Origin of the sequence: Acidovorax sp. MR-S7, from assembly GCF_000400995.2 — a bacterium.
GTDB lineage: Bacteria > Pseudomonadota > Gammaproteobacteria > Burkholderiales > Burkholderiaceae_C > MR-S7.
The window spans coordinates 136,941-155,537 of the sequence record NZ_DF238908.1 but is presented as its reverse complement, the minus strand read 5'-3'; the positions used below and the strand labels follow the sequence as shown (position 1 = coordinate 155,537).

At 68.5% G+C, this 18,597-nt stretch carries 14 protein-coding genes and 1 pseudogene; 6 read left to right on the top strand and 9 right to left on the bottom strand.

All coding sequences use genetic code 11. The features are described 5' to 3' along the window. Positions 1–56: 56 nt before the first annotated feature. The 8 genes from AVS7_RS06680 to AVS7_RS23310 form a co-directional block, all read right to left on the bottom strand. The gene (locus AVS7_RS06680; protein WP_020227656.1) at positions 57–1,082 is read right to left on the bottom strand and encodes an ABC transporter substrate-binding protein; all 1,026 of its coding nucleotides are present in this window, start codon (positions 1,080–1,082) and stop codon (positions 57–59) included. Positions 1,083–1,239: 157 nt separating this feature from the next. Then, the gene (locus AVS7_RS06675; RefSeq protein WP_020227655.1) at positions 1,240–3,546 is read right to left on the bottom strand and encodes an NADP-dependent malic enzyme; all 2,307 of its coding nucleotides are present in this window, start codon (positions 3,544–3,546) and stop codon (positions 1,240–1,242) included. 165 nt (positions 3,547–3,711) lie between these two features. After that, positions 3,712–5,199, bottom strand: a complete 1,488-nt coding sequence (locus tag AVS7_RS06670) for a nucleobase:cation symporter-2 family protein (protein WP_020227654.1) — start codon at positions 5,197–5,199, stop codon at positions 3,712–3,714. Positions 5,200–5,352: 153 nt separating this feature from the next. Beyond that, complete coding sequence (locus AVS7_RS06665) at positions 5,353–6,585, bottom strand: ArgE/DapE family deacylase (protein WP_020227653.1); 1,233 nt, start codon at positions 6,583–6,585, stop codon at positions 5,353–5,355. Continuing rightward, the gene (gene uraD / locus AVS7_RS06660; protein WP_020227652.1) at positions 6,582–8,357 is read right to left on the bottom strand and encodes a 2-oxo-4-hydroxy-4-carboxy-5-ureidoimidazoline decarboxylase; all 1,776 of its coding nucleotides are present in this window, start codon (positions 8,355–8,357) and stop codon (positions 6,582–6,584) included. The genes AVS7_RS06665 and uraD overlap by 4 nt, the downstream gene beginning before the upstream one ends. Before the next feature lie 64 nt (positions 8,358–8,421). Continuing rightward, the gene (gene puuE, locus AVS7_RS06655) at positions 8,422–9,381 is read right to left on the bottom strand and encodes an allantoinase PuuE (RefSeq protein WP_020227651.1); all 960 of its coding nucleotides are present in this window, start codon (positions 9,379–9,381) and stop codon (positions 8,422–8,424) included. Next, entirely contained in the window at positions 9,378–10,055 is a 678-nt protein-coding gene (locus AVS7_RS06650; protein WP_020227650.1) for a GntR family transcriptional regulator, read from the bottom strand. The genes puuE and AVS7_RS06650 overlap by 4 nt, the downstream gene beginning before the upstream one ends. A 115-nt stretch (positions 10,056–10,170) precedes the next feature. After that, positions 10,171–10,956: a GntR family transcriptional regulator gene (locus tag AVS7_RS23310; RefSeq protein WP_020227649.1), complete on the bottom strand. Its 786-nt coding sequence runs from the start codon at positions 10,954–10,956 to the stop codon at positions 10,171–10,173. An 82-nt stretch (positions 10,957–11,038) separates the two neighbouring features. Here AVS7_RS23310 and AVS7_RS06640 point away from each other — a divergent pair, with 82 nt between their 5' ends. The 5 genes and pseudogenes from AVS7_RS06640 to AVS7_RS06625 all read left to right on the top strand — a co-directional run bounded on the left by AVS7_RS06640 (position 11,039) and on the right by AVS7_RS06625 (position 15,724). After that, positions 11,039–12,499, top strand: coding sequence for a sulfatase-like hydrolase/transferase (locus AVS7_RS06640; RefSeq protein WP_020227648.1), 1,461 nt, complete (start codon positions 11,039–11,041; stop codon positions 12,497–12,499). Between the two features lie 16 nt (positions 12,500–12,515). Continuing rightward, the gene (locus tag AVS7_RS06635; RefSeq protein ID WP_234449975.1) at positions 12,516–13,508 is read left to right on the top strand and encodes a tripartite tricarboxylate transporter substrate binding protein; all 993 of its coding nucleotides are present in this window, start codon (positions 12,516–12,518) and stop codon (positions 13,506–13,508) included. A gap of 14 nt (positions 13,509–13,522) precedes the next feature. Next, complete coding sequence (locus AVS7_RS06630) at positions 13,523–13,939, top strand: YidH family protein (protein ID WP_020227646.1); 417 nt, start codon at positions 13,523–13,525, stop codon at positions 13,937–13,939. Continuing rightward, a pseudogene (locus AVS7_RS25080) lies at positions 13,885–14,139 on the top strand (DUF202 domain-containing protein); the annotation flags it as partial. The gene AVS7_RS06630 and the pseudogene AVS7_RS25080, both read left to right, overlap by 55 nt. Positions 14,140–14,401: 262 nt before the next feature. After that, entirely contained in the window at positions 14,402–15,724 is a 1,323-nt protein-coding gene (locus tag AVS7_RS06625) for a glycerate kinase (protein ID WP_020227645.1), read from the top strand. 47 nt (positions 15,725–15,771) lie between these two features. Here the strand turns inward: AVS7_RS06625 and AVS7_RS06620 are convergent, their stop codons facing one another. Next, on the bottom strand, positions 15,772–16,683 hold the full coding sequence (locus tag AVS7_RS06620; protein ID WP_020227644.1) for a LysR family transcriptional regulator: 912 nt from the start codon (positions 16,681–16,683) through the stop codon (positions 15,772–15,774). Between the two features lie 108 nt (positions 16,684–16,791). Between AVS7_RS06620 and gcl the strand changes: the two genes are divergently transcribed. Beyond that, entirely contained in the window at positions 16,792–18,582 is a 1,791-nt protein-coding gene (gene gcl / locus AVS7_RS06615) for a glyoxylate carboligase (RefSeq protein ID WP_024001057.1), read from the top strand. Positions 18,583–18,597: the final 15 nt, after the last annotated feature.

The window sequence follows — 18,597 nt, the reverse complement described above, 5'->3', positions numbered from 1 at the left end:
CGAATCGGGTCACAGCGCTTGTTCAGAAAGCGCTGGCAGCTATCAAAGGGAGAGCATCACTTCTTGGGCAGCACCGCGTCCAGCGCGGCGGCGGGCGGCAGGAAGCTGCCGTTCCACACCGCGTTCGCATCCACGCGGGTCTTGGTGCCGTAGGCGTCGGAGACTTCCGAGGCCATGAGCGCCAGGCGCGAGGCATCGAGCCGCCCGAAGCCCTCCCGGCGCGCGTCGGGGCTGTTGACCACGGTGTCGATGGCGAGCTGCAGGCGGCGCGTTTCGAGCTGCGTGTTGGCGATGCCGTCGCGCGCCTTCACGTACTGGATGGCGTCGGCGGGCTTGGCCACGACTTCCCTGGCGCCCTGGGTGAAGGCGGCGAGGAATTTCCTGACTGCCTCGGGGTTCTCCTTGAGGAGCTTCGGCGCCGCGATGATCACGTTGCCGTAGTGCTTCACGCCATGGTCGGCGTACTGCATCACCACCACGTCGCTGGCCTTGGCGCCGCGCGCCTCCAGGTTCAGCAGGCTGGTGAAGGTGAAGCCGGTGATGGCGTCGATGTCGCCGCGCACCAGCATGGTCTCGCGCAGGGGCGGGTCCATGGCGGTCCAGGCCACGTTCTCGATCTTGTTGGCCTTGGCGAAGATCGGAAAGGCCTTGCGGCCCGCGTCGAAGACGGGCGCGCCCATCTTCCTGCCGCTCAGGTCGGCGGGGGCCTGGATGCCGCTTTTCTTCAGCGCCATCACTGCCGCGGGCGTGTTGTTGTAGACCACCATCACGGCCACGGGCTTGGTGGGCGCGGTGGGGTTGTTGGCGTGGAATTCCATGAGCGCGGCCATGTCGGCGAAGCCCATGTCGTACGCGCCCGAGGCCACGCGCTGCACCGCGCCGCCCGAGCCGTTGCCCGCGTCCACCGTCACGTCCAGCCCCTGCTGCTTGAAGTAGCCCTTGGCGGCGGGCTGCACGAACAGGGCCGAGGGGCCCTCGAAGCGCCAGTCGAGCTGGAACTTGAGCGGCGTGTCGGCGGCCTGGGCGCTCGTGGCCGCGAGCAGCAGCGCGGCGGTGGTCAGGAGGGTGCGTCGGGTGTGCATGGATCGTTCTCGCTTCAGGGATATGACGCGGTGAGTTGCGCAAGAACGATGCCAGCCCGGAACAGGGCGGGGTGCACCAAGGCGGTGCGGGCGCGGAATGAAAAAAGCCCATGCCCCCGGGTGGGTGCATGGGCTAGGCAGCGCGAGGCGCGCGGCTTCAGCGGTTGCGGCGCGCGGCGCTGCTGGCCACCGCCAGCGCCGTCATGTTGAGCACGCGGCGCACGGTGGCGGCGGGCGTGAGGATGTAGGCCGCGGCGGCGGTGCCCATGAGGATGGGGCCCACGGTCACGCCGCCGCTGGTCGTGGTCTTGAGCACGTTGTAGAGGATGTTGGCCGAATCGATGTTCGGGCAGATCAGCAGGTTGGCCGAGCCGGTAAGCGTCGAATCCTGCAGGTAGGTGTTGCGGATCTTGGGCTCCAGCGCGGCGTCGCCGTGCAGCTCGCCGTCGCATTCGATCTCGGGGTGGCGGGCCACGAACAGGTCGCGCGCCGCGCGCATCTTCCTGGCAGAGGCGCGCTTGGACGAGCCGTAGCTGGAGTGCGAGAGAAAGGCCACCTTCGGCGGGATGCCGAAGCGCTGCACCTCCTGCGCGGACATCCAGGCGATGTCGGCGAGCTGCTCGGCCGTGGGGTCTTCGTTGACGTAGGTGTCGGCGATGAACAGCGGGCCGTTGTTGGTCATGAGCGCGTTCAGCGCGGCGTAGTGCGGCGCGTCGGGCGCATGGCCCAGGATGTTGTGGATGCGCTCCAGGTGCGTCTCGTAGGTGCCCACCAGGCCGCAGATCATGCCGTCGGCGTCGCCGAGCTGGACCATCAGCGCGGCGATGATGGTATTGGAGCGGCGCACGGCGGCCTTGGCCACCTCGGGCGTGACGCCGTCGCGCTTCATGAGCTGATGGTAGTGCTCCCAGTACTGGCGGAAGCGCGGGTCGTCGGCAGGGTCGCAGATTTCCACGTCCTTGCCCGGCTGCATGCGCAGGCCGGCCTTGGCGATGCGGGCGGCGATCACCGCCGGGCGGCCGATGAGGATGGGCTTTGCAATGCGGTCGTCGATGGCGAACTGCGCGGCGCGCAGCGCGCGCTCGTCCTCGCCGTCGGCGTAGGCCACGCGCTTGTGCTCGTCGGGCACGGCCTTGGCCGCGCCCATCACGGGGCGCATGAGGATGCCGGTCTGGAACACGAAGCGCGAGAGCTGCTCCTTGTACGCCTCCATGTCCTCGATGGGGCGCGTGGCCACGCCCGACTCGACGGCAGCCTGGGCCACGGCGGGCGCGATCTTGAGGATCAGGCGCGAGTCGAACGGCGTGGGGATCAGGTAGTCGGGGCCGAAGGTGAGTTCCTTGCCCGCGTAGGCGTTGGCCACCTCTTCGCTCACGTTCTCCTTGGCGAGCGCGGCGATCTGGCGCACGCAGGCGAGCTTCATGGCCTCGGTGATCTTGGTGGCGCCGCAGTCCAGCGCGCCGCGGAAGATGTAGGGGAAGCACAGGACGTTGTTGACCTGGTTCGGGTAGTCCGAGCGGCCGGTGGCGATGATGCAGTCGGGCCGCACGGCCTGGGCCAGTTCGGGGCGGATCTCGGGCTCGGGGTTGGCCAGCGCCAGGATGATGGGCTTGTCCGCCATCGTCTTGACCATCTCGGCCGTGAGCACGCCGGGGGCGGAGCAGCCCAGGAACACGTCGGCGCCTGCCACCACGTCGGCCAGCGTGCGCGCGTCGGTCTTCTGGGCGTAGCGGGCCTTGGATTCGTCGAGGTTGTCGCGGCCGGTGTGGATCACGCCCTTGGAGTCGACCATGAAGATGTGCTCGCGCTTGACGCCCAGGCCCACCATCACGTCCACGCAGGCGATAGCCGCCGCGCCCGCGCCCGAGACGGCGATCTTGACGTTGGCGATGTCCTTGCCCACGAGCTCCAGGCCGTTGATGAGCGCGGCGCTGGAGATGATGGCCGTGCCGTGCTGGTCGTCATGGAACACGGGGATGTTCATGCGCTTGGACAGTTCGCGCTCGATGTAGAAGCACTCGGGCGCCTTGATGTCCTCGAGGTTGATGCCGCCCAGCGTGGGCTCCAGCGCGGCGACGATCTCGATGATCTTGTCGGGGTCGCGCGCGTCGAGTTCGATGTCGAACACGTCCACGCCCGCGAATTTCTTGAAGAGGCACCCCTTGCCTTCCATCACCGGCTTGCCGGCCAGCGGGCCGATGTCGCCCAGGCCGAGCACGGCCGTGCCGTTGGTGATGACGCCCACGAGGTTGCCGCGCGAGGTGTAGTCGGCGGCGAGCTGCGGGTTGGCCTGGATGTCCAGGCAGGGGTAGGCCACGCCGGGGGAGTAGGCCAGGGAGAGATCGCGCTGGTTCGACAGGGGCTTGGTCGGCGTGACGGAGATCTTGCCCTTGCTCGGGTTGCGGTGGTATTCAAGCGCGGCTTCGCGCAGCGCGGCTTCGGCGGCGGACAGGTTCTGGGTCATGGGAGTTGCGATCGAAGGAAGTAAGGCGAAAACAAGCTTACTGCATGCTGACGGCGATGGGCGCCGCCGGGATCTACGGATTTACGAGGACAAAAACGCCCCGGTGCCAGGTGGACACGCGGGGCGCGTGGGCCTTCGGGTGGAAGGCCTGGGCAGGGCCGGCGATCAGTGGGCGTCGGCCTGCCGGGCGGCGTTCACGGCCGCAGAGGTGTCGCGGCTAGCGCCATTGAAGAAGATGTTCAGGACCACGGCGGTGATCGAGGCCAGCAGGATACCGGATTCGATCAGTGGATGGATGGAGTGGGGCATCCACTGGCGGAAGTTGGGCGCGATCAGCGGGATCATGCCCACGCCGATGGAGACGGCCACGATCATCGCGTTGTTGCGGTTCTTCTGGAAGTCCACGTTCGACAGGATGCGAATGCCCGTGGCAGCCACCATGCCGAACATCACCAGCCCCGCGCCGCCCAGCACCACGGTGGGCAGCGACTCGATCAGCGCCGCCATCTTGGGCAACACGCCCAGGATGACGAGGATGAAGCCGCCCGCCACGCACACCCAGCGGCTCTTGACGCCGGTGACGGCCACCAGGCCTACGTTCTGCGAGAAGCTGGTGTAGGGGAAGGTGTTGAAGATGCCGCCGATCAGCGTGCCCAGCCCGTCGGTGCGCAGGCCGCGCGTGAGGTCGTCGCGGGAGATCTCGCGGTCGGTCATCTCGCCCAGCGCGAGGAACATGCCGGTCGATTCGATCATCACCACGATCATCACCAGCGTCATGGTCAGGATCAGGATGGGGTCGAACACCGGGTAGGCGATCTCGAAGGGCAGCACCACGTCGAACCACTGGGCCTGCGCCACCTTGTGGAAGTCCATGAGGCCCATGGCCGCCGTGACCACGCCGCCCACGATGATGCCCAGCAGCACCGAGATGTTGGCCCAGAAGCCCTTGCCGAAGCGCGCCACCATCAGGATGGTGAGCAGCACCACGCCCGAGATGCCCACGCCGGTCAGGTCGGCGTACTTGGGGTTGGGCATGGTGGGCACCACCGCGAGGCCCTTGGGCACCGGCGGCAGCGACGAGCCCGGCGCGCCGGCGGCGGACTGGGCCTCGGCCAGCCACTTCAGGTGTTCCGGGTTGGGCACGGCCGGGGCCGTGGGGCCCACGGGATTGCCGAAGATCCAGTTGATGCCCACGCGCATCAGGCTGATGCCGATCACCGCGATGATGGTGCCCGTGACCACCGGCGGGAAGAAGCGCAGCAGGCCGCTGATGACTGGGGCGATGAGCATCGATATCACGCCCGCCCCGATCACCGCGCCGAAGATCATCCCCGCGCCCGCCTGCCCGCCCGTGGCCTGGGCCATGGAGATCATCGGCGCCACGGCGGCGAAGGTCACGCCCATCATCACCGGCAGCTTGATGCCGAACCACTGCGTGGCGCCCCAGGCCTGGATCAGCGTGACCAGGCCGCAGACGAACAGGTCGGCCGAGATCAGGTGCGCCACCTGGTCGGGCGGCAGGTTCAGCGCCCGCCCCACGATGAGGGGAACGGCCACCGCGCCCGCATACATGACCAGCACATGCTGCAGCCCCAGCGTGGTGGCACGCGCCCAGGGCAGTTTCTCGTCGACGGGATGAACATTCGTGGTCATGGGTCTTCCTTTATTGCGCACAACGATCCATACAAAAAGTGTATACAAATCAGTAAAAAGACTGCTAGGGACGAACCCTTGGTGGGATTGCCGGGATATGAAAAACCCGGCGCTAGGCCGGGTTCGCAAAGGGGACGGGAGCGCGGCGCGCCGTCAGGCCAGCAGGTCCGCCAGGCTGCGCGCCACCACCTTGGTCGCGCGGCGCAGGTCTTCCAGGTCGAGCCGCTCGTCGGCGCGCTTGGCGTGCGATTCGAGCACCGTGCGCGGGCCCGCGCCATAGATCACGCCGGGAATGCCGCGCTCCACGTACAGGCGCACGTCGGTGTACAGCGGCGTCCCCATGGCGGGCACGGGCTGGCCGAACAGCGCTTCGCCGTGCTTTTGCAGGGCCGTGACCAGTGGAGCGTTGCCGGGCAGCGGCTTCATGCTGTTGGCGAGCAGCAGGCGCTTGATCTCCACCGTGATGCCCGGGCAGGTGGCCGCGGCCTCGGCGATCACGCGGCGGATGTCGGCCTCCACCTCGGCGGGGTTCTCCTCGGGGATCATGCGGCGGTCGAGCTTGAGCACCACCTTGCCGGGCACCACGTTGGTGTTGGTGCCACCCTCGATGCGGCCTACGTTGAGGTAGGGGTGCTTGATGCCCGCGACCTTGGACGTGACCTGCTTGTAGAGCGTGTTCTGCGCATAGAGCGCGCCCAGGATCTTCACCGCGCCCTGCAGCGCGTCCACGCCCGTGTCGGGCACGGCGGCGTGGGCCATCTTGCCGTGCACGGTCACTTCCATCTGCAGGCAGCCGTTGTGGGCCGTGACCACTTCGTAGCTGAAGCCCGCGGCGATCATTAGGTCGGGCTTCGTCAGGCCGTTCTTCAGCAGCCAGCCGGGGCCGAGTTCTCCGCCGAATTCCTCGTCGTAGGTGAAGTGCAGTTCCACCGCGCCCTTGGCGGGCCGGGCCACGGCTTCGAGCGCGCGCACGGCGAAGGTGAAGGAGGCGAAGTCGCTCTTGCTCACCGCAGCGGCGCGGCCGTAGAGCTGGCCGTTCTCGATCTCGGCGCCGTAGGGGGCCTTGCTCCAGCCCTCTCCGGGTGGCACCACGTCGCCGTGGGCGTTGAGGGCGATGGTGCGGCCGCCGTCGCCGTAGGGGCGGCGCACGATCAGGTTGGTGATGGACTCCATGCCGTAGTCCTTTACTTCCTGGGCGGGCACGGGGTGCTTCTCGGCCTCGAAGCCGAAGTCACGGATCAGCTCGGCCGTGCGCTCGGCATGCGGCGCGTTGTTGCCGGGCGGCGTGTCGGTGGGCACGCGCACCAGGGCTTGCAGGAACCGTACCTCTTCGTCGAAGTGCTGGTCGATCCAGGCGTCGAGTTGTTCGTAGGGGGTGCTGCTCATACGGTTTCCGTGGCGAGTTGGTGGAGGACGTGGGAGAACGCATCGACGGCCAGCTGCATGTCGTCGGCGGTGGTGGATTCCAGCGGGTTGTGGCTGATGCCGGCGTTGAGGCCGCGCACGAACAGCATGGCCTGGGGCATGACCTCGTGCAGCTTCATCGCGTCGTGGCCGGCGCCGCTGGGCATGCGGTAGAGCGGCACGCCCAGCGCGTCGACGGCGGCTTCCCAGCGCTTTTGCCACGCGGGTGCGCTGGGCGCGGCGGCAGCCTTCATCGCCAGCTCGGTCTTGTACTGCAGGCCGCGGCGCTGGGCGATTTCCTCGAGCTTGGCGAGCACGTCGGCCACCATGGCGTCGCGCTGCGGGTCGGTGGGGGCGCGCATGTCCATGCTGAACAGGCATTTGCCCGGCACCACGTTGATGGAGCCATTGGGCACCTGCAGCATGCCGATGGTGGCCACGCTGTCGCCGTCGCGTGCGGCGCGCTGCTCCATGAACAGCGCCAGCTCGGCCACGCCCAGGGTGGCGTCGCGGCGGCGGTCCATGGGCGTGGTGCCGGCGTGGCTGGCCATGCCGGTCATCTCGCACACGTAGCGCACGCCGCCGTTGATGGAGGTGACCACGCCCAGCGGGATGTCCAGCTCGTTAAGCACCGGCCCCTGCTCGATGTGCACCTCGATGAAGCCGAGGTAGCGGGCCGCGTCGCGCCGCAGCTTGGGGATGTCGGCGATGCACAGGCCCGCATGCTCCATGGCCTCGCGCATGGTGATGCCGTCCTGGTCCTTCTGGTCCAGCCACGCGGTCTTGAAGTCGCCGATGAGGGCGCCCGAGCCGAGGAAGGTGGCCTTGTAGCGCTGGCCTTCCTCCTCCGCGAACGCGATGACCTCGATGCCGAAGGGCAGGCGCCTGCCCTGGCGGTGCAGCTCGCGCACGCAGGCCATGGGCACGAAGATGCCCAGGCGTCCGTCGTACTTGCCGCCGTTGCGCACGGTGTCGTAGTGGCTGCCGGTCATCAGGTACTTGCAGCCCTCGGCCGCGGGCTTGTAGCGGCCCACCACGTTGCCCACCGCGTCGATCTCCACCTCGTCGAAGCCGCAGTCGCGCATCCAGTGGCTGATGCGCTGGGCGCAGGCGCGGTGCGCGTCGGTGAGGTAGGTGACGGTGAGCTGGCCCAGCTCGGCGTAGCCGGGATCGGTGTGTGCGCTGAGCTTCTCCTGCCAGTCCCACACGTCGTTGCCCAGCGCAGGCTCGTAGCCGAACTTGTCGTTCAGGCGGATCTCCGCGATGCGGTGGATGTTGCGCAGCGCCTCGGCGCGCTCGAAGTCGGGATGGTTCTGCAGGCGCCGCGCGAAGGTGTCGATGATTTCCTGCTTGGCGAGCCCCGTGCCGCGCGGGCCGCGCACCGCGAGGATGAAGGGAAAGCCGAAGCGCGCGTTGTACTCCTGGTTGAGCTGCTGGATGCGCGCGAACTCCTCGGGCGTGCACTGCGTCAGGCCGGCCTTGTTCTGCTCGTTGGTGGATTCGGCCGTGAGCGTCTTCGCCACCATGGCCTTGCCCGCCAGTTCCGGGTGGGCGCGGATCAGGCCGAGCTGCCGCTCCAGCGGCGCCTCGGCCAGCACCTGCACCATCGCGTGCTTGAGGTGGGTGAGCGAGCGGAACGGGCGCTGTGCCAGCGCGGCCTCGGCGATCCAGGGCGAATGCTCGTAGAGGCCGTCCAGCAGTTGCATGGCGGCGGCGGTGTCCGCCGCGTTGAGTTGTTCCAGGGTCAGTGCCATGGTGTCTCCTATCAAAAAGTGAGCTACCCGCGCTTGCCAGATAAGCGCTGGAGGCCGATTTGGCTTATGGGGCCGGTGCAGGGAAGCGCTGCGCCCAGTGGCGCGCGATGTCGATGCGCCGCGCCACCCACACGCGGTCGTGCCGCTGGATGTGGTCCAGGAAGCGCTGCAGCGCCGTGATGCGCCCCGGGCGGCCGAGCAGGCGGCAGTGCATGCCGATGCTCATCATCTTGGGCGCGTCCTCGCCCTCGGCATAGAGAGCGTCGAACGTGTCCTTCATGTACTGGAAGAACGGGTCTGCGTGCGAGTAGCCCTGGGGCAGGGCGAAGCGCATGTCGTTCACGTCCAGCGTGTAGGGCACGATGAGCTGCTGGTGCGTGCCGCCGCCGGTCTTGCCCACCGTCATCCAGAAGGGCAGGTCGTCGCCGTAGTAGTCGCTGTCGTAGGCGAAGCGGCCGTCGTCGGCCACCAGGCGGTGGGTGTTGGGGCTGTCGCGGCCCGTGTACCACCCCAGGCCGTGGTCGCCCCCTTGCCCGTACAGCTCGCCGAAGATCTGCATGCACTGCGCCATGTGGGCGCGCTCCACGTCCTCGGGCACGTTCTGGTAGTGGATCCACTTCAGGCCGTGGCAGGCCACCTCGTGCCCCAGCTCGGCGAATGCCTGGGCCAGCTCGCGGTGCCTTTGCAGGGCCGTCGCCACACCGAACACGGTGAGCGGCAGGCCGCGCCGCTCGAACTCGCGCAGGATGCGCCACACGCCCGCGCGAGAGCCGTATTCGTAGATGCCCTCCATGCTCATGTGGCGCTCGGGGTAGGCGGCCGGGTTGAACATCTCCGAGAGGAACTGCTCGCTGGCCGCGTCGCCGTGCAGCACGCAGTTCTCGCCGCCTTCCTCGTAGTTCAGCACGAACTGCACGGCCACGCGGGCGTTGCCGGGCCAGTGCGGATGCGGGGGCGTGCGGCCGTAGCCGATCAGGTCGCGGGGGTAGGGCGCCGTGGAGTCGTAGGTCGCGTCGTGGGTCATGGCGATACGGAGGAAAGGGCCATCGAAAGGTCGTTGGAAGGCAGGTCGCGGTCGAAGGTCAGGCCCGCCTCCACGTGGTCCAGGTGCTGCTGCATGAGCAGCACGGCGGCCGCCTCGTCGCCGCTGGCGAGGGCGGCCACGATGTCCTCGTGCTCCTCGTGCGAATGCTCGGCGGCCGTGGTGGACTGGTACATCAGCGTGATCAGCGCGCAGCGCGAGATCAGCTCGCCCAGCAGCTGCGCGAGCACCTCGTTGCCCATCAGCTCGGCCATGCGCACGTGAAAGTCGCCCAGCAGCTCGGTGCGCTGGCCCACGTCCTCGCGCTCCATGGCCTTCTTTTCAAAGGCCACGTGGGCCTTGAGCGCGCGGATCTTGGCGGGCGTGCTCTGCGCCAGGAAGGCGCGCACCATCTCCGCCTCCAGCATGCGGCGCACGGCGAACACCTGCCGCGCCTCGTCCACCGAAGGCGTGGCCACGAACGCGCCGCGCGCGGGCTCCAGCCGGATCAGCCGGTTCTGCGAGAGCTGGAACAGCGCCTGGCGCACCAGCGTGCGCGACACGCCGAAGTGGTCGGCCAGCTTCTGCTCGGCCAGCTTGGTGCCGGGCAGCAGCCGGTGCTCGACGATGGCGCGGGTCAGGCTCTCGACGATGAAACTGGTGGTGGAAGTCTCCATGGGCCGATCATAGACCTGGAAGACAGTTTTTGTATACAGTTTCTGTGAACTAGATCAGAACTTCGGCACTGCGCCGCCCGCACGGCGCGATGGCCGCCGCGGCCGTTGGCGAAGCTCACTGGTCCGACATGCCGGGCGCCCTCGCGTCCGCGACCACGTGCAGCTCGCGGGGGGAGGGCGGAATGAAGATGTGCTGGTAGTAGATCGGGTCGTCGCCCGGAAAGTGGCCGATCGCCCGGATGCCCGTGCACACGGTGCCGGCCGCCACCGCGATGGCCTCGCAGACAGCCGGCGGCGGGGCTTCCTGCCTCATCATGAGGTCGATCGTCGTCACGGCCTGGCCGCAGGCCTTGAAGATGGTGTCCTTGAAGTTGGAGTGCGACAGGTCTTGCAGCGCAATGCGCGCGAAGACCGGCACCCGCTGCGGATCGATGAAGAACGAGGTGTGGACGTAGAACTCGTCGGCGATGCGGATGCGCCGCGTGATCTCCACGGCGCTGGCCGACTTCAACGCCTGCTGCCAAGGCCCGGGCAGGGGCTGCAGGTTTCTCGCCAGCACCTCCGGATAGACCGGCAGATAGCTCGTCCCGTCGTCGCCGAGGAAGCGGCAGTGGAAGGGATGGGCCATTTCTCCCTGCGCCAGCCCGCCTTTCACGAACGAGCCGTGGCCGGGCCGGCGGGCGATCACTCCCGTGTCGACCAGTTCCCGCAGCGCGCGCTGGATGGTGCCGAGGCTCATGGGCAGCGTGGCGGCCAGCTCCTGTTCGTTGGGCACCTTGTCGCCGGACTGCAGGCTTCCGGAGGCGATGGCCTCGACGAAGGCGTCCTTGAGCGCGAGGTACTTCGGCACCCCGGGGCGAAGGTGGCGTTTCAGATGCGTGGAGAGTTGTGCCAGATCCATAGGTGGCGCAATTGTGCGCCGGCACGCTTGCGGAGCCATCGAAATCTAATTACTATATAGTTTTATAGCTATGGAGAATTCAATGGAAAATGCAGGCCGCAATGTCATCGTGATCATGTCGGACGAGCACAACCCGAAGGTGATGGGCTGCGCCGGGCATCCCGTCATCTCGACGCCGCACCTGGACGGTCTCGCGGCGCGGGGCACGCGATTCAGTTCCGCCTACACCACCAGCCCGGTCTGCGTGCCGGCGCGCGCCGCGTTCGCGCTGGGCAAGTACATCTACCAGATCGGTTTCTGGGACAACGCCGACGCCTACGACGGCTCGCAGCCGAGCTGGCACCACCTCCTGCGAGATGCCGGGCACGACGTGGTGTCGATCGGCAAGCTGCACTTCAACAAGAAGGACGAGGACCACGGCTTCAGCGAAGAGCAGATCCCCATGCACATCCTGGAGGGCAAGGGCGATCTCATGGGGCTGGTGCGGGACGACCTGCCGCGCCGCGGCGGCGCCAAGAAGATGATCGGCATGGCCGGCCCGGGCGAGTCCTCCTACACGCTCTACGACCGCGAAATCTGCGCACGCGCCCAGACGTGGCTGCGCACCCGGGGGCAGCAAAAGAGCGCAAAGCCATGGGCCCTGTTCGTCTCGTTCGTCGCGCCGCACTTCCCTTTGACGGCGCCGCCCGAGCACTACTACCGGTACTTCAACCAGAAGCTGCCGATGCCCAAGCTGTACGCACGGGAGGAGCGGACGCAGCACCCCTACCTGCAGGACTACCGCGGCAGCTTCTGCTACGACGACTACTTCGAGTCGGAGGCGGACGTCCACCGCGCGCTCTCCGGCTACTTCGGGCTGGTGAGCTTCCTGGACGAGCAGGTCGGCAAGGTCGTCTCGGTGTTCGACGAACTCGGCATGGGCGCGAACACCGACATCATCTACACCAGCGACCACGGCGACAACCTGGGCTCGCGCGGCCTCTGGGGCAAGTCGACGATGTACGAGGAGATCGCAGGGGTGCCGCTGATCTGCGTGGGCCAGGAGTTTCCCAAGGGCGCGGTGGTCGGCACGCCGGCCAGCCACGTGGACGTCTTTCCCACGGTGCTCAACATCCAGGGCGAGCCTTTCTTGCAGCACAAGGACACCCACCCGGGCACGGACCTCTCCGAGATCGCGAAGGGGCTCGTGCCGCAGCGCTGCGTGCTGAGCGAATACCACGGCATGGGCTCCAGGAGCTCGGCATTCATGATCCGGGTGGGCCAGTACAAGTACGTCCACTACGGCAACTACGAACCCCAGCTCTTCGACCTGGGCGCCGACCCGGAAGAACTCGACGACCTCGCGGGCAAGCCCGAGCACGCGGGCGTGCTGGCCATGTGCCGCGCCAAGCTGTTCGAAATGCTCGACCCCGCCGATGTGGACCGGCGCGCGCGCGCGCGCCAGGCCGAACTGCTCGCGCTGCACGGGGGGAAAGAGGCCGTGATCGCGCGCGGCGACCTCGGCTTCACGCCTGCCCCGGGCGTGGTGGCCGACTTCCAGTGAACGGCTTCGCCAACCCATGAACAAGGAAAAGGAGACACCCATGATCAACCGACGCGCCGCGCTGTTGGCTTCGCTCGCTGCACTTGCCGCACCCGCAGGGGCGGCGGCATGGCCGGAACGCACGGTCAAGCTCGTGGTCCCCTACCCGGCCGGCGGGGGGGTGGATACGGCCGCCCGTATCTACGCCGTGGCGCTGTCCGGCCTGCTGAAGCAGCAGGTCATCGTGGACAACCGGCCGGGAGCTGCGGGCGCCATCGGGGCGCAGGCCGTGGCGAAATCGCCCGCCGACGGATACACCGTGCTGATGGCATCGCCGGCGGAGGTCATGGTCAGCCCGATTGCCGGGCAGGCCCTGCCTTATGACCCACAGAAGGACCTGGCTCCGGTCGCCCTGGGCGGCGAAACGCCGCTGGCGATCGTCGCCTACCCGCAGGCGGCGCCGAAGGGGCTGCAGGACCTGATCGCGCGGGCCAAGGCACAGGATCTCAAGCGCAGCTACGGTACGCCGGGCAACGGCAGCTCGATGCACTTCGCCGGCGAGGCCTTCAAGTCCGCGACCGGGCTGAACTGGCAGCATGTGCCGTACAAGGGCGCCGCGCCGGCGGTCAACGACGTGCTCGGCGGCCAGATCGAATGCGTCATCTCCGGCCTGCCGCCGCTCATGCAGCACATCAAGGCAGGCAAGCTCACGGCCCTGGCGGTCACGTCTTCCAGGCGCGTGGCCTCGCTGCCGGATGTCCCGTCGATCTCCGAGTTTCCGGGGCTTGCGGACTCTCGCTTCACGAACTGGATGGGCATTTTCGTGCCGCAGGGAACGCCGCAGGACGTCATCGACCACCTTGCGCGCGCGGTCGAATCCGCGTCCGCGGACCCGGGCGTGGCGCAGCGGCTCCAGGACGCGGGATGGGACCCCACGGTGCTGCGCGGCAGCGCCTTCGTGAACTTCCTGAACGATGAGCGCGCCAGGTACACGGCGGTGGCCAAGCGAACGGGCATCAAGGTGGATTGAACGCCTGCAGCACCATGGATCCCGATGAAGACAGTACCTCGCCGGGCCGGAGCGGCCGATCGCGCGGGCTCGGCTGGCGCCGGCTGGGCGAGGAGCCGGACTACCGGTTCACCCTCGCCAACGAGAGAACCTTCCTGGCCTGGATCAGGACGGCGCTCGCCGTGCTGGCGGCCGGTGTGCTGCTGGAGCAGTTCGCGGCGAAGCTGCAGCCCCCGCTGGCCGTTACCGCCATTGCCGCCTCGCTGTGCGTGACGGCTGCGGCGCTGTGCGCCCTGGCCTATGGGCGCTGGCGCGCCAACGAAGAGGCGATGCGGCACAAAAGACCCCTGCCGCATTCGCGCACGCTCTCGCTGCTTGCCATCGCGATCCCCGTGGCATGCCTTGCCTTGATCCTGCTGATCGTGGGGCTGCGCGCCGGGCTCCTGGCATGAAGGCCGGGCCGCCGGCAGTCCGCGATGCCGGGCTGCAGCCGGAGCGGACCGCCCTGGCCTGGACGCGAACCGCTTGCGGGCTGCTGCTCAACGCCGTCCTGACCTTGCGTGTGGGCTGGGTGGAGGAATCGACCAGCGTGGTCGCCATGTCCTGCACCCTGCTCCTCGCGGCTGCCGGGGTGTTCGTGGCTGGGTGGGCACGGCGAATCCAGCTGGTGGCGGGCGATGATTCCATCCCGCTTCTGCGCGCCCATGCAGTGTTGGGTATAACCGCCATTGCCTTTGCGGCCGCGCTGACTGGCGTGTGGTCGGTTGCGATCACCGCCAGAGCCGGCGCTCACGCATTGCCGGCGGGCGAAAGCGCCCCGGCCCGTTGCAGCGGCAGCGAAGGTTTCTTCTTTTGCACAACCATAGCGCGAAGGCCCCGCGTCGGGGCACCGCTTCGCGCCGGAGACCCAGACCATGACCGCGACATCCGACTCGCCTCTCTCGAACCCGCAGGCCTTCCTCCTGCGCCTCTACCGCACCGCCGTGCAGCGGGCCCAGCCCCTGCACAGCATGGCCGCGCATCTGCCGCCGGTGCCCAAGGGCCGCACGGTGGTGCTGGGCGCGGGCAAGGCCGGCGGCTCCATGGCGCAGGCGCTGGAGGCGCTGTGGCCGCTGGAGGCGCCGCTGTCGGGCCTCATCGTCACGCGCTACGGCCATGTGCCGCCGCGCCCCGAAGGCCTGCCGCGGCGGCTGGACGTGGTGGAGGCCGCGCACCCCGTGCCCGACGCGGCCGGGCTGGCGGCAGCCGAGCGCATCCTGGCGCTCACCCAGGGCCTCACCGAGGACGACCTCGTGCTCTGCCTGATCTCGGGCGGCGGCTCCGCCTTGCTCACGCTGCCGGCCGAAGGCCTCACGCTGGAAGAGAAGCAGCGCATCAACCGCGCGCTGCTGGAAAGCGGCGCGGCCATCGGCGAGATGAACTGCGTGCGCAAACACCTCTCGCGCATCAAGGGCGGGCGCCTGGCTGCCGCCTGCGCACCCGCGCGCGTGGTCACGCTCACCATCAGCGACGTGCCGGGCGACGACCCCTCGGTCATCGCCAGCGGCCCCACGGTGCCCGACGCGACCACCTGCGCCGATGCGCTTGCCATCCTCGACCGCTACCGCATCGAGGTGCCCGCCGCCGTGCGCGCGGCGCTCCAGGCGGGCGGACTCGAAACGCCCAAGCCCGGTGACGCCTGCTTCGATGGCCACGCCGTGCACATGATCGCCACGCCCCAGCAGTCGCTCGAAGCCGCGGCCGAGGCGGCGCGCGCGGCGGGCATCGCCGCGCACATCCTCTCCGACGAGATCGAGGGCGAATCGCGCGAGGTGGGCAAGGTGCATGCGGCCCTGGCCCGCGCCGTCGCGCGCCACGGCCAGCCGTTCGCACGGCCGTGCGTGATCCTCTCGGGCGGCGAAACCACCGTCACCATCCGCCAGCGCCCGCCCGGCAGCCCGAAGGGGCGCGGCGGCCGCGCGGGCGAGTTCTGCCTGGGCCTGGCCCAGGCGCTGCAGGGCCAGGAAGGCGTGTGGGCCATCGCAGCCGACACCGACGGCATCGACGGCGTGGAGGACAACGCCGGCGCGCGCGTGTCGCCCGACACGCTGGCGCGCGCCGCCGCGCAGGGCCTGCGCATCGGCGGCTACCTGGATCGCAACGACGCCTACGGCTACTTCGAGGCGCTGGGCGACCTGGTCGTCACCGGGCCCACGAACACCAACGTGAACGACTTCCGCGCGCTTCTGATTTTGTAGCTGCTGGCGATTGATGGATGGGCGCTGGAAGCTGATTTGATTCAAATTCAGCGCGGCAGCTCTCCCCACCACTCCTTGCCGAAGCGCCCCTGCACGAACGCGATGAACGCCTGCACCTTCTGCGGCACGAGGCGCGGCGAGGGGTAGACGGCGTGGATCTCCTGCTCCGGCAGGCGGCAGGTTTTCAGCACCTCCACCACGCGCCCGGCCTGCAGCGATTCGTGCGCCACGTAGCGCGGCAGCGCGGCGATGCCCATGTGCGCGCGCGCCGCTGCCAGCAAGGCCGAGAGGTTGTTGGAGCGCAGCCGCCCCGTGACGGGCACCGACACCGCCTCGCCGCTCGCGTTGCGCAGGCGCCAGAGGTCGTTGCCCTGCACGCTGCTGTAGATCAGCGTGGCGTGCTCTTTCAGATCGGACGGGCGGCGCGGCGTGCCGTGCTTTTTCAGGTAAGTGCGCGAGGCGACGAGCACCCACGGGTTCACGCCCAGCGTGCGCGCGCCCAGGCTGGAATCGGCCAGCTTGCCCAGGCGCAGCGCCACGTCGATGCCGTTGGCCACCAGGTCGGTGTAGCGGTCCTCGAAGCTCAAGTCCACCTGCACCTGCGGGTTGTGCTGCATGAATTCCAGCGCCAGCGGAATCACCACGCGCCGCCCGAAGGCGACGGAGCTGCCGATGCGCAATTGCCCCTGCACCTGCGTCTGCCGCACCTGGACGACGCTGTCGGCCTCGGCCACGTCGGCGGCGATGGACTTGCAGCGCTCGTAGTAGAGCGCGCCTGCCTCAGTCGGGCTCACGCCGCGCGTGTTGCGGTTGAGCAGGCGCACCTTCAGGCGCGATTCCAGCGCGGCGACCTGCTTGGTCACCGTGGGCTGCGTGGTGGCGAATTCGTGCGCCACCTTGGTGAAGCTGCCCGTCTCCACCACGCGCACGAACATCAGCATCGCGTCCAGCCTGTCCATCGTCCGTCTCCCGTTCATTCCTGGTTGGAATAAATTTTATGGTCTGCGTGGGCGTTCCTGAAACGGCGCAGCCTGCCTAGAGTCGGCTCCAGTTCAAAGGAGACCCTCATGGCGAAAATGAAAGCGATCGAAGCCGCGGTGTGCGTGCTGGAAAAAGAAGGCGTCACGGTCGCGTTCGGCGTGCCCGGCGCGGCCATCAACCCGCTCTATGCGGCGATGAAGGCGCATGGCGGCATCGGCCACATCCTGGCGCGGCACGTGGAGGGCGCGAGCCACATGGCCGAGGGCTACACGCGCGCCGTGGCCGGCAACATAGGGGTGTGCATCGGCACCAGCGGCCCGGCGGGCACCGACATGATCACGGGCCTGTATTCGGCCAGCGCGGATTCGATTCCCATCCTCTGCATCACCGGCCAGGCGCCGCGCGCACGGCTGCACAAGGAGGACTTCCAGGCGGTGGACATCGCCACGATCGCCAAGAGCGTGACCAAGTGGGCCACCACGGTGCTGGAGCCCGCGCAGGTGCCGCGCGCGTTCCAGCAGGCGTTTCACCTGATGCGCTCGGGCCGACCGGGGCCGGTGCTGATCGACCTGCCGATCGACGTGCAGCTCGCCGAGATCGAGTTCGACCCCGACACCTACACGCCGCTGCCCGCCTACAAGCCCGCCGCCACGCGCGCCCAGGTCGAGAAGGCGTTGGCCATGCTCAACGAGGCGGAGCGCCCGCTGATCGTCGCGGGCGGCGGCATCATCAACGCCGATGCCTGTGCCGAGCTGGTCGAGTTCGCCGAGGCCACCGGCGTGCCCGTCATCCCCACGCTGATGGGCTGGGGCGCGATCCCCGACGACCACCCGCAGATGGCCGGCATGTGCGGCCTGCAGACCAGCCACCGCTACGGCAACGCCACGATGCTGGCGAGCGACTTCGTGCTCGGCATCGGCAACCGCTGGGCCAACCGGCACACGGGCTCGGTCGACGTCTACACCAAGGGCCGCAAATTCGTGCACGTGGACATCGAGCCCACGCAGATTGGCCGCGTGTTCGCGCCCGACTACGGCATCGTCTCCGACGCGGGCGCGGCGCTCAAGCTGTTCGTCGAAGTCGCCCGCGAATGGCGCGCGGCGGGCAGGCTGCGCGACCGCAGCGCCTGGCTGCTCGAATGCCAGGAGCGCAAGCGCAGCGTGGACTACCTGCGCAAGACCAACTTCGACGACGTGCCCATGAAGCCGCAGCGCATCTACCAGTGCATGAACCGCAACCTGGACAAGGACACGTGCTACGTCTCCACCATCGGCCTGTCGCAGATCGCGGGCGCGCAGTTCCTGCACGTCTACAAGCCGCGCCACTGGATCAACTGCGGCCAGGCCGGGCCGCTGGGCTGGACGGTGCCCGCTGCGCTGGGCGTGCGCGTGGCCGATCCGGCGCGGCGCATCGTGGCGCTGTCGGGCGACTACGACTTCCAGTTCATGATCGAGGAGCTGGCCGTGGGCGCGCAGTTCAAGCTGCCCTACATCCACGTGCTGGTCAACAACAGCTACCTGGGCCTGATCCGCCAGGCGCAGCGCGCGTTCAGCATCGACTACTGCGTGCAGCTCGCGTTCGACAACATCAACATGGACGAGGGCGAGGCCGCGCGAGGCTACGGCGTGGATCACGTCAAGGTGGTCGAGGGCCTGGGCTGCAAGGCCATCCGCGTGCACCGGCCCGAGGACTTCGCGCCCGCCATGCAGCAGGCCGAGGCCTGGATGGCCGAGCACCGCACGCCCGTGGTCATCGAATGCATCCTGGAGCGCGTGACCAACATCGCCATGGGCGCCGAGATCGACAACGTGGTGGAGTTCGAGGCGCTCGCCGCGCAGCCAGCCGACGCGCCCAGCGCGCTCGCCCTTCTGGATTGAAACGGAGACCGGACA

Bases quoted from the DNA above. Each gene is read 5' to 3' on its own strand.
- AVS7_RS06670 (WP_020227654.1), bottom strand. From the start codon at position 5,199: ATGACCACGAATGTTCATCCCGTCGACGAGAAACTGCCCTGGGCGCGT.
- AVS7_RS06630 (WP_020227646.1), top strand. From the start codon at position 13,523: ATGGATCCCGATGAAGACAGTACCTCGCCGGGCCGGAGCGGCCGATCG.
- AVS7_RS06635 (WP_234449975.1), top strand. From the start codon at position 12,516: ATGAACAAGGAAAAGGAGACACCCATGATCAACCGACGCGCCGCGCTG.
- AVS7_RS06675 (WP_020227655.1), bottom strand. From the start codon at position 3,546: ATGACCCAGAACCTGTCCGCCGCCGAAGCCGCGCTGCGCGAAGCCGCG.
- AVS7_RS23310 (WP_020227649.1), bottom strand. From the start codon at position 10,956: ATGGATCTGGCACAACTCTCCACGCATCTGAAACGCCACCTTCGCCCC.
- AVS7_RS06680 (WP_020227656.1), bottom strand. From the start codon at position 1,082: ATGCACACCCGACGCACCCTCCTGACCACCGCCGCGCTGCTGCTCGCG.
- uraD (WP_020227652.1), bottom strand. From the start codon at position 8,357: ATGGCACTGACCCTGGAACAACTCAACGCGGCGGACACCGCCGCCGCC.
- AVS7_RS06650 (WP_020227650.1), bottom strand. From the start codon at position 10,055: ATGGAGACTTCCACCACCAGTTTCATCGTCGAGAGCCTGACCCGCGCC.
- gcl (WP_024001057.1), top strand. From the start codon at position 16,792: ATGGCGAAAATGAAAGCGATCGAAGCCGCGGTGTGCGTGCTGGAAAAA.
- AVS7_RS06665 (WP_020227653.1), bottom strand. From the start codon at position 6,585: ATGAGCAGCACCCCCTACGAACAACTCGACGCCTGGATCGACCAGCAC.
- AVS7_RS06625 (WP_020227645.1), top strand. From the start codon at position 14,402: ATGACCGCGACATCCGACTCGCCTCTCTCGAACCCGCAGGCCTTCCTC.
- puuE (WP_020227651.1), bottom strand. From the start codon at position 9,381: ATGACCCACGACGCGACCTACGACTCCACGGCGCCCTACCCCCGCGAC.
- AVS7_RS06620 (WP_020227644.1), bottom strand. From the start codon at position 16,683: ATGGACAGGCTGGACGCGATGCTGATGTTCGTGCGCGTGGTGGAGACG.
- AVS7_RS06640 (WP_020227648.1), top strand. From the start codon at position 11,039: ATGGAAAATGCAGGCCGCAATGTCATCGTGATCATGTCGGACGAGCAC.